Annotated in this window: 10 protein-coding genes and 1 tRNA gene; 8 read left to right on the forward strand and 3 right to left on the reverse strand. The window is 62.1% G+C overall.

Going from position 1 to position 12,572, the window contains the following annotated elements; genetic code table 11:
* Positions 1-8: 8 nt before the first annotated feature.
* The 7 genes from AC07UB_RS00350 (at position 9) to AC07UB_RS00380 (ending at position 7,691) form a co-directional block, all read left to right on the forward strand.
* On the forward strand, positions 9-197 hold the full coding sequence (locus AC07UB_RS00350) for a hypothetical protein (protein WP_492789687.1): 189 nt from the start codon (positions 9-11) through the stop codon (positions 195-197).
* Positions 198-1,745: an amidase gene (locus AC07UB_RS00355; protein ID WP_494652569.1), complete on the forward strand. Its 1,548-nt coding sequence runs from the start codon at positions 198-200 to the stop codon at positions 1,743-1,745. It begins immediately after the preceding gene.
* 64 nt (positions 1,746-1,809) lie between these two features.
* The gene (locus tag AC07UB_RS00360; RefSeq protein WP_492789683.1) at positions 1,810-2,907 is read left to right on the forward strand and encodes a sensor histidine kinase; all 1,098 of its coding nucleotides are present in this window, start codon (positions 1,810-1,812) and stop codon (positions 2,905-2,907) included.
* Between the two features lie 123 nt (positions 2,908-3,030).
* Positions 3,031-4,419 carry a patatin-like phospholipase family protein gene (locus AC07UB_RS00365; protein WP_492789682.1) on the forward strand — a complete coding sequence of 463 codons (1,389 nt, stop codon included), beginning with the start codon at positions 3,031-3,033 and terminating at the stop codon, positions 4,417-4,419.
* A gap of 47 nt (positions 4,420-4,466) precedes the next feature.
* The gene (gene gatB, locus AC07UB_RS00370) at positions 4,467-5,951 is read left to right on the forward strand and encodes an Asp-tRNA(Asn)/Glu-tRNA(Gln) amidotransferase subunit GatB (protein ID WP_494652567.1); all 1,485 of its coding nucleotides are present in this window, start codon (positions 4,467-4,469) and stop codon (positions 5,949-5,951) included.
* 192 nt (positions 5,952-6,143) lie between these two features.
* Positions 6,144-6,284, forward strand: coding sequence for a hypothetical protein (locus tag AC07UB_RS00375; protein WP_492789677.1), 141 nt, complete (start codon positions 6,144-6,146; stop codon positions 6,282-6,284).
* A 1,140-nt stretch (positions 6,285-7,424) separates the two neighbouring features.
* The gene (locus AC07UB_RS00380) at positions 7,425-7,691 is read left to right on the forward strand and encodes an SEL1-like repeat protein (protein ID WP_492789675.1); all 267 of its coding nucleotides are present in this window, start codon (positions 7,425-7,427) and stop codon (positions 7,689-7,691) included.
* A 121-nt stretch (positions 7,692-7,812) separates the two neighbouring features.
* Here AC07UB_RS00380 and AC07UB_RS00385 read toward each other — a convergent pair.
* From AC07UB_RS00385 to AC07UB_RS00395, 3 genes are all read right to left on the reverse strand, one after another.
* Positions 7,813-7,904, reverse strand: a tRNA-Ser gene (locus AC07UB_RS00385).
* Between the two features lie 247 nt (positions 7,905-8,151).
* Entirely contained in the window at positions 8,152-9,039 is an 888-nt protein-coding gene (locus AC07UB_RS00390) for an alpha/beta fold hydrolase (protein ID WP_494652564.1), read from the reverse strand.
* Positions 9,040-9,231: 192 nt separating this feature from the next.
* Positions 9,232-11,445 carry a lytic transglycosylase domain-containing protein gene (locus AC07UB_RS00395; protein ID WP_494652563.1) on the reverse strand — a complete coding sequence of 738 codons (2,214 nt, stop codon included), beginning with the start codon at positions 11,443-11,445 and terminating at the stop codon, positions 9,232-9,234.
* Positions 11,446-11,681: 236 nt separating this feature from the next.
* Here AC07UB_RS00395 and dapA point away from each other — a divergent pair, with 236 nt between their 5' ends.
* A complete protein-coding gene (dapA, locus tag AC07UB_RS00400) occupies positions 11,682-12,572 on the forward strand; it encodes a 4-hydroxy-tetrahydrodipicolinate synthase (protein ID WP_494652561.1) in 891 nt (296 codons plus the stop codon).

Raw genomic sequence — 12,572 nt, forward strand, 5'->3', positions numbered from 1 at the left:
GCCATGTCATGTGCCTGTTGTGCAGCGACGAGAAGGCCTACGCGGCCTACATGGTCTATCTCGATGAGATGGAACGGCAGGGAAAGAATGTCGATCCCGACAAGGCCATCGATGCAGTGATTGACATGCTCGAAGCCGAGGCGGCACAAGTTAAGAAGAACAAGTCTCCCTTTCACTGCGACCCGATTGAAGAATGAATGACTGATCTCACTTCGTTGACGCTTGCCGATGCCCGCGAAGGCCTCACGCAAAAATCCTTCACCGCGCTTGAATTGACCGACGCACATCTGGCCGCGATGGAAAAGGCGCGCGTGCTGAATGCCTATGTGCTGGAGACGCCGGAGCACGCGCGCGCGCAGGCACGCGCGGCGGACGTAACAATCGCGAAGGGCGAGGCGGGTCCGCTGGCGGGAATTCCACTCGGTATCAAGGATCTGTTTGCCACCACTGGCGTTCGCACCACGGCGTGCTCGAAGATACTCGGCAATTTCATTCCGCCCTACGAATCCACCGTGACCTCGCAGCTCTGGCGCGACGGCGCGGTGATGCTCGGCAAACTCAACAACGACGAATTCGCGATGGGCTCGTCCAACGAGACCTCGGCGTTCGGACCCGTCGTCAATCCGTGGCGGCGGCGCCATCCTGCGGTCAACGCGCGGCCACCCAATGCGGACAACGCCAAGGTGGGGCGAATTGAGTTTCCGGAACTCGACGACGCCAAACTGGTTCCGGGTGGCTCGTCCGGCGGTTCCGCTTCGGCGGTTGCAGCCAATCTCTGTCTGGGTGCGACCGGCACCGACACGGGCGGCTCGATCCGCCAGCCGGCGGCGTTCACCGGCATCGTCGGCATCAAGCCGACTTACGGACGCTGTTCGCGCTGGGGTATCGTGGCATTCGCCTCGTCGCTGGATCAGGCAGGGCCGTTCGCGCGCACCGTGCGCGATACCGCGATCCTGATGCGCTCGATGGCTGGCCACGATCCGAAGGACACGACCTCAGTCGATCGGCCGGTGCCCGACTATGAAGCCGCGATCGGCAAGTCGGTGAAGGGCATGAAGATCGGTATTCCGAAGGAATATCGTCTCGACGGCATGTCCGGCGAAATAGAGAAGCTGTGGACGCAGGGCGCGGACTGGCTCAAGGCTGCAGGCGCGGAACTGGTCAAGGTGTCGCTGCCTCACACGAAATACGCGCTGCCTGCTTACTACGTCGTGGCGCCTGCCGAAGCTTCTTCCAATCTCGCGCGTTACGATGGCGTGCGTTACGGCGCGCGCGTCAACGGCAAGAACATCGCGGAGATGTACGAGAACACCCGCGCCGCCGGTTTCGGGCCTGAGGTCCGCCGCCGCATTATGATCGGCACTTACGTGCTCTCCGCGGGTTACTACGACGCTTATTATCTGCGCGCGCAGAAAGTCCGGACGTTGATCAAGAAGGATTTCGAGGACGTGTTCGCGCAGGGCATCAGCGCAATCCTGACCCCGGCGACGCCGTCGGCTGCTTTCGGCATTGGTGAGAAGGGCCAGGCCGATCCGGTCGAGATGTACCTCAACGACATCTTCACAGTGACGGTGAATATGGCGGGATTGCCCGGCATCGCGGTTCCCGCAGGCCAGGACGGACAGGGATTGCCACTCGGCCTGCAACTGATCGGCCGCCCGTTCGACGAAGAGACGTTATTCTCGCTTGGCGACGTGATCGAGCAGTCGGCAGGGCACTTTACACCCGGGAAATGGTGGGTATGACGCGGCCGGACACTTCACGGCTTTTCGCGTTGCAATTGGAGTGCGACCCCGGCATGTTTCATCCATGAGCGCCGATGACGGTACGCCGCCTCCCGAGCAGGTCGATCAGCTTCTAAGTTCGCCTTCGCTGGTCCGCGCCATTGAGAACGACAAGTACAAGCATCTGCTGGACAGTGTTCCGGTCGCGGTCGCCGTATCGCGCGGATCGGGAGCCATTCAATACATCGCTTATGCCAATGCCGCTTTCGAGGCCGTCATCGGCATGGCGGTGGCGGATGTCGAGGGCAAGCCGTGGTCGTGCCTCGACGGATTCCAGAACGAAGACGATCCGCTGCAGACGCTGGGACAGGCCATTGCCGACGGCGAAGATTTCATCGGTGTCTTCCGGCCCGTTCAGGCCGATGGCCGCATCGTGATTGTGCAGGCCTATGCGTCGGTCATCGAAAGCGATGACGGCGTCGAGAATTTCCGGATCGCGGCATTGGTCGACGTCGGCGGCCGTGAGCGCGCGCAGCTCGAGCAGTACGAAACCCAGATCCGCGAGCGCGATACGCTGATGCGCGAGTTGCAGCATCGCGTGAAGAACAACCTTCAATTGATCACCGCATTGATCCGCCTCGAGGCGCGGTCGGCGACCGAGGGTGAATCCGTGGCGCTGGCTCGGCTCGCGAGTCGCATCGACGCGTTGACGGTGCTGTATCGCGCGCTGTCCGCCGAGGATGCGGGAGACGACATCGATCTCGGGCAATACCTGACGGATGTCGCGGGCGCGGTCATGAAGGCGAATGCGGGACCGGAGATCGAATACGAGGTGCAGGCGGATTACTGCCTGCTGTCGATCAACATTGCGATGCCGGTCGGCCTGCTGGTCAACGAGATGCTCACCAACGCGCTGAAGTACGCCTTCGCCGGACGCAGCAGCGGTTTGCTAAAGGTGATCTGCAAGCTGGATGGCGAACGAATCTCCGTTGTCGTCTCCGATGACGGCGTCGGTATTGGCAATACCGTGTGGCCGGCGCCTCGCAAGCTTGGCGCGCTGGTTCTCCAGACGCTCAGGGAAAATGCGAAGAACGTCCAGTTCGATGTCACCAGTATACCGGGGCAGGGAACTTTCTTCACATTGCTGTTCGACCGGAAGTCGTCGAAGCAGATTCCGAACTAGCTCTTCGGTACATCAACCGCCTTGCATTAACCACGTTGCCCGCGTGAAAACCTGTGACGAAGGTTGTGTTAGGCGTTTTTTGCGGAAGCGGTGATAATCCGTTCTTCCCAGTTCTGGTGGTTCATGCGTCGCGTGCGGTCCCTTTTCGGTTTTGCGTTCTGTTGCGCGGCGTTGCTCGGTTGCGCGTCGATTCAGAACGCACCGGTCAACCTTCCGGGCGCGTCGGATAGCCTCGGCGACCGGGGAAACATTGGGTTCGGCGAGACGACGAGCCACGACGATACCGTCGTGGGCCTGTCGTTTTCCGGCGGCGGAACCCGCGCAGCCGCATTTTCCTTCGGCGTGTTGTCCGAACTCGAGCGGATTCCGGTGCGCGGCGCGCAGGGGGCGATGATCGACCGCGTTGAATTCATCTCCGGCGTCTCCGGCGGATCGGTGACCGCAGCCTATTACGGCCTCCGGAAGCGGGCCGGACTGGCCGATTTCCGCGAAAAGTTTCTGCTGCGCAACGCGGAGGAGGGACTTCAGACGAATTTGACGCTCGCGACCCTGTCGCGCGCGGTTGCGGGCGGCATCAATGACTCGACCGGCTTCCCGCGCTGGCTGGACGCCAACCTGTTTCAGGGCGCGACGTTCCGCGATCTCGGCCTCGAAAGCCGGCCGCAGGTCTGGATCAATGCATCGGACATCTATAACCGAACGCCGTTCGTGTTCGGCGCTGTCGCGTTTCGCGCCATGTGCAGCAACCTGTCGGAATATCCATTGGCGAATGCGGTGGCGGCGTCCGCAGCGGTGCCGGTGGCATTCGCGCCGGTCGTCATCCAGACCTTCCCGGGCAAGTGCAACGACCGGCTGCCGTCCTGGGTTGCCCGCGCGCGGGACAATGCCAACGCGCCACCGATGCTGAACTCGTTCGCGAAGGCGATCAGCCGCTATCACGACGGCTCGATGCCTTACATCAAGCTGCTCGACGGCGGCCTGGTCGATAACTACGGCCTCGCGGGGTTCACCATCGCGCGGCTGTCGTCGGATACGCCTTACGGGCCGCTGTCGCCCCGGCAGGCCGTGCGGCTGCGACGCGGTATGTTTCTGGTGGTGGACGCCAAGACCGGCGTCTCTGGCAACTGGATCAACACCATCGAGGGACCGACCGGAGCGGATCTTATGAAGGCTGCGGCCGATACCGCCATCGACGCCAGCGTCGCGGGCAGCTTCACCGCGTTCAACGCGACCATGAACGATTGGCAGGCCGCGCTGGTGCGCTGGCGTTGCGGGTTGTCAGCCGCCGATCGTGCGAAGTATGGCGCGCGTCCCGGCTGGAATTGCCGCGACCTGAAATTCTACGTGGGCCGGGTCGGCTTCGACCAACTCGATCAGGCGCGCGCCGCCGAGCTTGAAGTGATCCCCACCCGTTTCCGGCTGCCGCCGGAGCAGGTCGACAATGTGATCGCCGCCGGGCGCGATGCTCTGCGTGCAAGCCCGACATTGCGCAGCTTCGCGGCAGGGCTTTGAGCCAATTCGGGGTTTTCTCGCCCGCGCGAGCAGGGTAAAAGCCGCCCATGAACGCACCTGTGAAACCTTCAAAGCTCATCAAGGGCGCCACCGGCGACTGGGAAATGGTCATCGGCCTGGAGATCCACGCCCAGGTCACGTCCAACTCCAAGCTGTTCTCGGGCGCGTCGACCGAATTCGGCGGTGCGCCGAACGATCATGTCTCGCTGGTGGATGCGGCGATGCCCGGGATGCTGCCGGTCATCAATCAGGAGTGCGTGGCGCAGGCGATCAGAACCGGCCTTGGCCTCAATGCGCAGATCAACCTGAAGTCGACCTTCGATCGCAAGAATTACTTCTATCCTGACCTGCCGCAGGGCTACCAGATCAGCCAGTACAAGTCGCCGATCGTCGGCGAAGGCGAGGTCGTGATCGAGGTTCGTGACGGCGAAAGCATCACGGTGGGCATCGAGCGCCTGCATCTGGAGCAGGACGCCGGCAAATCACTGCACGACCAGCATCCGACCATGTCGTTCGTGGACCTCAACCGCTCCGGCGTGGCGCTGATGGAGATCGTCTCCAAGCCGGACATGCGGTCGTCCGAGGAGGCGCAGGCCTACGTCGCCAAGGTGCGGACCATTCTGCGCTACCTCGGCACCTGCGACGGCGACATGGAGAAGGGCAACCTGCGCGCGGACCTCAACGTCTCGGTGCGCAAGCCTGGTGCGCCGTTCGGGACCCGCTGCGAGATCAAGAACGTCAACTCGATCCGGTTCATGGGGCAGGCCATCGACTATGAGGCCCGCCGCCAGATCGGCATCCTCGAAGACGGCGGCACCATCGATCAGGAAACCCGGCTGTACGATCCGAACAAGGGCGAGACCCGCTCGATGCGGTCCAAGGAAGAAGCGCACGACTATCGCTACTTCCCGGACCCCGATCTGCTGCCGCTGGAGTTCACCTCAGCCTATGTGGACGACCTGAAATCGAAGCTGCCGGAATTGCCCGACGCTAAGCGGGCAAGGTTCATGGCCGATTTCGGCCTGACGCCGTATGACGCCAGCGTGCTGGTCGCCGAGCGGGAGAGCGCGGACTTCTACGAAGACGTGCTGGCGAAGCTCGCCGACAAGGCGCGCGACGGCAAACTGGCCGCCAACTGGGTCATCAACGAACTGTTCGGCCGTCTCAACAAGGAAGGGCAGGATATTTCTGCGTCTCCCGTCTCGGCGGCGCAAATGGGCGCGATCGTCGGTCTGATCGGAGAAGAAACCATCTCGGGAAAGATCGCGAAGGACCTGTTCGAGATCGTCTGGACCAAGGGCGGCGATCCACGCGCGCTGGTCGACAACCTCGGGATGAAGCAGGTGACCGATCTCGGCGCCATCGGGAAGGTGGTGGATGACATCATCGCCGCAAATCCGGACAAGGCCGAACAGGCGCGCGCCAAGCCGCAGCTCATGGGCTGGTTTGTCGGTCAGGTGATGAAGTCATCGGGCGGCAAAGTGAACCCGCAGGCGGTCAACGACCTGCTCAAGTCCAAACTCGGTATCTGAACATCGTTAATGCAGCGACGCTGACACGATCGGCGTCGCTTTCGCGCATCGTTCGGTCACCCGATTTTCCATTTTTCGACATGACGATGACTTTGCGGTGGTGACGCGCCGGGTTCGAAAGCGTCGCGTGACGCGGAATCGGTTTGCGAATCAGATTCGCAAAAAGTCGGAAAAAGTTCTCCGGTGCGAGCGATGATCGCGCCAAAAGCAGATTTCCCCGAAAATATTTTTGTTGCCAAAATTCCCGACTCAGAGTCCGCGAAACGCATTTTTTCCGACCGCGAAGTTATGCGCGGTTTTATTGGCGTTGTGATGCGTGTTGTTTTGCGATGAAAGAAACGACTGCGGCACAGGGGTTTCTTTAGTGTCGCGTGTGGTGTCGCTCGCATGTTTCGTGCCGGCGAAGCAGTGGTGCGAAGATGCATCGTGGTGCTTCCGTTTCGTGTTCGCAGCGCGCGCTGCGCCTCCTGCGTAAACACTTCCTTAAGCGGGACACTGTTTTTTTGAATGCGTTGGTGTAATCCAGATGAAGTGCATTTCGATTCCCGAGTGCACACAGCGATTAAGCCATCTCACTAACTCAGGAGGGCAACATGGCCAAGAAAGCGAAGAAGGCGAAGAAGGCGAAGTCGGCAGTGAAGAAGACTGCCAAGAAGACCCGCAAGGTCGCCAAGAAGAAGAAGTAAGGCTACGCCTTATGGAATTGCCGGCACTTGATGCCGGCATCGTCACAAGAGCCGCCAGACCGATCAGTTCGCAAGAACGAGTTTGAACCGGCGGCTCAGGTCGACGAAAGAGGGTGTCGGCGAGACATCAGGCGAGACGGCCCGGCCACTGGTCTGGCAGAAGAGTTCAAGAGCTCTTCGTTCGTTGCGGGGGATGACCTCGCAGTTTCCTGGCCATCTGCCTCGGCAGGTACCGGTGAGATCTCGGTCCTGACGTGTTCACCGACGCCCTCGTTTTTTTTTGCCGCCGCATTATTGGCCGCGGCCATGGCACGCCCGAGTGCCGCAATCCCCCAATCCATTCCTGACAATGCCGCTTGATGCAGACGATGTCGGCCGCTGCTGATGGCGCAGGCTGGGACGTCGCCCGTTCCATTTGGCCACCGTCGGTTGTCAGGGCCGGCGCGTGATGCCGGCGGCCCGGCTCTCGCGCGATGGTTATCGCTTCGCCAAGTACGAAGGTGAATCGTTTTTCACGATTGCCGAGAAACCCCTGCAAATAAAGGGTTTCTGAAGCGCGGCGAGCGCTGAGCGGACGCGGCGTTCACGTTCGATTCATCGCGATGCTTAAACTGCCATTCAAATTTTACGGGTCATATGATCTCCAACAAGCCGGCAAACGGCGAGCGCGTATTCCGCAAGAACGGAAACCGGATTTGCGGAATACGCGTCACTCAAAATAACGGTCGCGTCACACAGGATACGGACAGGAGCCGCGCTCGCCGCGGCGGGAAATCGGAGAGCCAGGATGTTTCAGGGAACGATCGATACCGGTGTCGCGATGCCGGTCGAAGCAATGGCGAACGGCGACGTGCTGTTTGACCTCGGCATGATCTATTCGACCGGCCGCAGCGGCCTGATCGATCTGGTCGCCGCGCATAAATGGTTCAACCTCGCAGCCCTGAAGGGTCGGGTGGACGCCATCGCGTTGCGCCGGGAAGTCGCCGGACTGATGTCGGATGTCGAGATCGCAATGGCCCAGCGCGAAGCCCGGGCGTGGATGGCGACGCACTGAGCTGTTCGGCCATCTGTTCTGTGTCGGTGGCAGGCCGTGCGTTCTTGATGCCTGCGGAAAGAATCACCCAACGGAATGACAGGACAGGCGAAGACGCCGCGTGCTCATCAAGAAATGGTGCTGGCGGAGACGATGGGATTCGAACCCATGATACCCTTTTCAAGGTATGCTCATTTAGCAAACGAGTGCCTTCAGCCGCTCGGCCACGTCTCCACAGGCCTCGATATGCCTGACGCGCTCGAAGGCTGCAAGTCGCTGGCGCGCTTTTCGGAATTACCCTTTATCCAAGCGTCTTTCAGACGGATTTTGCGCTCGATTGGCCCTGTCAGCGCCCGAAGTGCGGGATTCGCGAGTCGAAAATCACCCTTACGGTGCCTTGCTGAGCGATCCGCGTGATATTTGTGCAACATATTTTGCAAGCGGCCATGCCCGGCGCGCCGCCCCTCAAGTTCCTTCGGGCTTAACGCTCAGCCTGATCGCAACGCGCGCAAAACGCGACGATGCGATCCATGGTGGGCTTGTCCGCCAGCAGAGGGGCGTGGCCCTGATCGGGCACCTTCACCAGATCGATGTCTGGCCGCCTCGCCATCATGTCCTGTACGCCCTGGACCGAGAGCAGATCGGAGAGGCCGCCATGCACCAGCATCAGCGGGACGCCGGCCATCGCATCGAACAACTCCCAGACCTGCGGCAGCGGATTGGACGGGTCGAGCCCGTCGAGCGTGTGTGAGAGTTTCAGATCGTAGGTGCGTTCGAGTCCGCCGCCGGCCTTGTCGCGGAACGCGCGGCGTGCCCAAGCCATCCACTCGGCGTCGGTGAGCGAAGGAAAGACGCTGCCGAACAATTCTTTCAGACCGCGCGCCGCGTCGTCCCATGTCTTTCGCTCCGGCGGGTTGGCGATGTAGCCCTTGATCTTCATCAGGCCGTCCATCTCCAGCGCGGGGCCGATGTCGTTCAGGATGACACCGGCCAGCAGCTGCGGCTGTACCGCCGCCAGCGCCATCGAGATCAGGCCGCCACGCGAGGTGCCAAGCAGAATGGCGCGCGAGATGCCCTGCGAGGCCGCGATGGCGAGAACGTCGCCCAGTTCGACGGGGACCGCATACTTGGCGGGATCGGGATCGTAGTCGGACAGGCCGCGCCCGCGGTAGTCGATTGCGATCACCTTGCGCGGGGCGGTGGGGTCAGTCGCAATCGCGCGCGCAATGTCGTCGAAATCGTCGGTGGTCCGCGTCAGGCCGGGCAGGCAAAGCACCGGCAGCGCGCTGTTGTCGGGGCCTGTGACCTTCGCATGGAGCCTCAGCCCGTCGGCCGATTGACAGAAGACATCGCGGAATGGGTTGGACATGAGTTTCCTCGAAATGGGGCGTGATCGCGATAGTCTCGGACCGTCATTGCCGGGCAAAGCCGTCTAGAGGACGGCGTCGCTTCGCTTGCCTATGCCGGCAATCCAGCTTCTCGCCGACATCTTCTTGGGATGGATCACCGGGTCAAGCCCGGTGATGACGGTAGTGGAATTTTGCGGGCTGTCGCGTGCGAACTATTCCACACTCGCGCCGCGGCGCAAATCCGCTTCGATCAGCAGCTTGCTGCCGCCTCCGAACCGCGCACGGTAGACTTGCACGTTCTCCATGATGCGCTGGACATAGTTGCGGGTCTCGGAGAACGGAATTTGCTCGACCCAGTCGACCGCGTCCACCTTCGGGTCACGGGGATCGCCATAGCGCTCGATCCATTTGCGGACGCTGCCGCGGCCGGCGTTATAACCCGCAAACGTCATGATGTAGGAGCCGCGGTAGTCGTCGATCAGGCCGCCGAGTTCGGCTGCGCCGAACGACGCGTTGTAGGACGGATCGGTCTTCAGCTTGTTGAGATCGAAGGTGGTGCCGTATTTCTTGGCGACGTACTTCCCGGCGCCTGCCGTCACCTGCATTAACCCGTAAGCCTGCGCCGGGGACACCACCGTGGGATTGAACGCGCTCTCCTGCCGGGCGATGGCGAAGACGATCGCCTTCTCGACCTCAGGTCCGATATCCTTGTAGGGCGGAATGCCGCTGATCGGATAGGCGCAATGATCGAACGGCATTCCGCGATTGAGCGCGGCCTTGCCGACCATCAGCATCCCGCGCGCATCGTTGCGGCGCTGCGTCAGCTCGCAAAGCGCGAGCAGGCCATCCATGTCGGCGCGGTCGCCCATGTCCGCGAGGATAGGAATGACCATGTCTCGCTCATCGAGCGCGTAAAGCAGATCGACGGCACGGACGATCTCCAGCCGGTCGCCGTTGCGCGAGCGGCCCGGAGGTTCGTGGAGGGCGATCTGCGGCAGCCGCAGCTTCGCGCGCGCCAGTTGACCGTAATAGCTGGTCGATTGCGCGGCCGCGGCCTCGTACGCCGTGCGCGCGTCCTGTGGACGTCCAGCGGCTTCTGCCGCGCGACCCTGCCAGTAACCGGCGCGGGCCAGCGCCGTCGGGTTGACGCTTCCAACGCCGATGCGCGCGAAATGCTGTGCCGCGAGGTTCGGGTCGTTGAGAAACCGCAGCGCGATCCAGCCTGCGGTGAATTCCTGTTCGGTCTTGTAGATGTCGCGTGCAGGCAGCGACGCGTCGCGCGCGACGCCATAGGCCGCGCGGGGCTCGTTGGTGTCGAGCAGTTTGCGGGCCAGCAACCGCCGCTCGATCCACCATTCGTCGGCGTTGACCAGCCGTGCGGGATCCTTGGGGGCTGCCTGCATCGTGCGCGCGGCCTCCGCGAACTTGTCCTCGCGGCGAAGCCATTGCGCCTTGCTGAAAAGATAGAGCGGATCGTTGTGCAGGTCGCCGGGAACGGCGTCGAGCAGGGCCTTCGCGTTCGAGGCCTTCTTGTTGAGGGCGATACGCGCTTTCGCGAGCGCGACATGACCGCTGCCGAGCCGTTTGGCCGAGCGCATCGCTGCCTCGCTGTTGTCGCCGCTGTACAGCAGCATATCCATCCGGATCTTGATGTCGCCCGGAGTGAGCAGCGAACCGAACTGGGCGAACGCGGTGTCCTCGGTGTCCGAGGAAAATCCGTCGCTGCGCCAGGCTTCGCGGACCAGCCGCTCCGCGCTCGGTCGGTCGCCGCGCGTCAGCAGCGCGCGTGCGAGCATGAAACGGCCTTTGGCCGAGATCGGTTGTTCGCCGTTGAAAAATGCGAGAACCGTGGCGTCGTCGCGCTTGTCGTCCCATAGCGCGGCCTCGCCACGCCGCCGCAGGAACGACAGACTCGGCCAGCTTGGATTTTCGGTGATGAACGCCTTGTAGCGGTCGGACGGCGCGCCGTTGTTGTCGCTGCGCAGGATCACCCATTCTGCCAGCTTTCGCGCGACCGGGTCACTGATGGAGGCCGTGAGCTGTGTTGCGTCGAGCGGCTTCCTGTTGCGCACGAACTCGATCACCTGTTCGAGCGTCTCCGCGTCCGCCTTCGAGGTGGACGATGTGGAAGACAGCGCCATAGGCGCCGAGGGCTTTTTCGTTGGAGCAGGGCGAGCGGTCAGTTGGTCCGGCGCGGCCTTCTTTGAGGCGGCCGGTGGCGCGGCTTTCGCCGACGATGCGCCAGGTGGCTGAGGCGGTTTCGCCGGGACCGGCTGCGGTGTCACATTGCGGGACGTCGGACGCGGCTTCGGCAGCGGCACTGCCGATGCGGCCTGTGACACGAGAGCGATCGCCGTCGCGCCGAGCAATGCGGCGGTCCAGCGCTTTAACCGGGTCGATCCCGACGATGGAGGAGCAAATGGCATCACGGGCGGCCTGTGCAGCGAATCATTCAAGGGCCTTGGCCTTGATGTGTAGTGCATTGATTATGTGGACAAAACATCAAATGTGTTAGATTGGGCAACTTGCCGCAACACCACGGCGAAATAGCGGCTGATGTGGGTCGTTGGACCGCCCGGAGCGCCCGGGACTTTCATCGCGCGCCGGGACTCGTTATCAATCAACAATAAATCGCAAGTTGCGATGCGTTCGGAGAAAAACAATGGCAGCCAAGACGAAGTTCCGGGGGTCTCTTACCGCCTTGGTCACGCCGTTCAAACAAGGCGCGCTGGACGAGGCTGGTCTTCGTCAGCTCGTAAACTGGCAAATCGAACAGGGGTCGCACGGTCTTGTTCCGGTCGGAACGACGGGCGAAAGCCCGACGCTGAGCCACGACGAGCATAACAAGGTGACCGAATGGTGCGTCGAGGAATCGAAGGGCCGCGTTCCCGTGATCGCGGGGGCCGGCTCGAACTCCACGCGCGAGGCCGTCGCACTGGCGAAGCACGCGGAAAAGGCTGGTGCCGACGCCGTGCTGGTGGTGACGCCTTACTACAACAAGCCGACGCAGGAAGGGATGTATCATCACTTCAAGGCGGTGAATGACGCGATCGGAATCCCGATCATCATCTACAACATCCCGCCGCGTTCGGTCGTTGACCTGTCGGTCGAGACGATGACCCGGCTGTTCGAGTTGAAGAACATCGCCGGCGTGAAGGACGCCACCGCCAATCTCGCCCGTGTCTCGCAGCAGCGTCACGCGATGGGGCCTGACTTCATCCAGCTCTCGGGCGAAGACATGACCGCGCTCGCCTATATGGCGGCGGGTGGTCATGGCTGCATCTCCGTCGTCGCCAATGTCGCGCCGAAGCCCTGCGCCGACCTGATGACGGCCGTGTTGAAGGGTGACTATGCTGCGGCGCTCAAGATCCAGGATCGGCTGACGCCGCTGCATGATGCGATCTTCAAGGAGCCGGGTCTTGCGGGCGCCAAGCATGGCCTTAAGCTGTTGGGGCGTGTCGACGAGGAGGTGCGTCTGCCATTGGTGCCGGTCACACCACCGACCGGCAAGGTCATCCACGACGCGATGGTCTACGCGGGTTTGCTGAACTGA

The organism is Afipia sp. GW821-FHT04G03, assembly GCF_059419985.1.

Excerpts from the sequence above, each read along its gene's own strand:
- AC07UB_RS00350 (WP_492789687.1), top strand. The coding sequence starts at position 9 with ATGTGCCTGTTGTGCAGCGACGAGAAGGCCTACGCGGCCTACATGGTC.
- AC07UB_RS00355 (WP_494652569.1), top strand. The coding sequence starts at position 198 with ATGACTGATCTCACTTCGTTGACGCTTGCCGATGCCCGCGAAGGCCTC.
- AC07UB_RS00360 (WP_492789683.1), top strand. The coding sequence starts at position 1,810 with ATGAGCGCCGATGACGGTACGCCGCCTCCCGAGCAGGTCGATCAGCTT.
- AC07UB_RS00365 (WP_492789682.1), top strand. The coding sequence starts at position 3,031 with ATGCGTCGCGTGCGGTCCCTTTTCGGTTTTGCGTTCTGTTGCGCGGCG.
- gatB (WP_494652567.1), top strand. The coding sequence starts at position 4,467 with ATGAACGCACCTGTGAAACCTTCAAAGCTCATCAAGGGCGCCACCGGC.
- AC07UB_RS00375 (WP_492789677.1), top strand. The coding sequence starts at position 6,144 with ATGATCGCGCCAAAAGCAGATTTCCCCGAAAATATTTTTGTTGCCAAA.
- AC07UB_RS00380 (WP_492789675.1), top strand. The coding sequence starts at position 7,425 with ATGTTTCAGGGAACGATCGATACCGGTGTCGCGATGCCGGTCGAAGCA.
- AC07UB_RS00390 (WP_494652564.1), bottom strand. The coding sequence starts at position 9,039 with ATGTCCAACCCATTCCGCGATGTCTTCTGTCAATCGGCCGACGGGCTG.
- AC07UB_RS00395 (WP_494652563.1), bottom strand. The coding sequence starts at position 11,445 with ATGCCATTTGCTCCTCCATCGTCGGGATCGACCCGGTTAAAGCGCTGG.
- dapA (WP_494652561.1), top strand. The coding sequence starts at position 11,682 with ATGGCAGCCAAGACGAAGTTCCGGGGGTCTCTTACCGCCTTGGTCACG.